Genomic DNA, 483 nt, shown 5'->3' on the forward strand with positions numbered 1-483 from the left:
AACTGCGATGGGCATACTGTAACCATAAGGCCACGTATTTTGCAAGCTATTTAACTGGCGGCGATTGCGTACCCGACGACCAAAATTAGGGTCAACGCTACCTGTAGGAAGTGTCCGCATAAAGTGCACCGCATGGAAATGAAGACGGCCATTAGCTGTACCATACTCAGGCACACAAAAATACTGATAGCAGTCGGCGTGTGAATCATTAGCCTTGCGACCCTCGGCAGCAAGAACCATACGACCAATATCACGAAAATAGTCACGCAAAGCATTGGGATTATCATAAAACGCCTCTAATCGGTCGTCTATCATGGAAGGCGCTGAATTTACGGAAAACATTATTAATGGCGTCGAGCGTCCGGTTAAAGCCGCTGAATTGTTCGCGTTTACCTTGCGTGTACGCGCAGGAAACACTGACGTTCTTACTGACGCAGAAGAAAACGTGCGTCAAAAATTACGTGCAGAAGGAGTGATGTAATG

General features: G+C 47.0%; 2 protein-coding genes. One reads left to right on the forward strand and one right to left on the reverse strand.

All coding sequences use genetic code 11. From position 1 onward, the window contains the following. A partial coding sequence (locus cpu_RS14400; RefSeq protein ID WP_501161796.1) for a replication endonuclease occupies nucleotides 1-315 on the reverse strand: 315 nt, incomplete at its 3' end. Between cpu_RS14400 and cpu_RS14405 the strand changes: the two genes are divergently transcribed. Then, the gene (locus cpu_RS14405) at nucleotides 314-481 is read left to right on the forward strand and encodes a hypothetical protein (protein WP_001386339.1); all 168 of its coding nucleotides are present in this window, start codon (nucleotides 314-316) and stop codon (nucleotides 479-481) included. The two genes, cpu_RS14400 and cpu_RS14405, sit on opposite strands and share 2 nt — an antisense overlap. Nucleotides 482-483: the final 2 nt, after the last annotated feature.

The sequence above is a fragment of the Carboxydothermus pertinax genome, from assembly GCF_001950255.1.
In the GTDB taxonomy this organism is placed as follows: domain Bacteria; phylum Bacillota; class Z-2901; order Carboxydothermales; family Carboxydothermaceae; genus Carboxydothermus; species Carboxydothermus pertinax.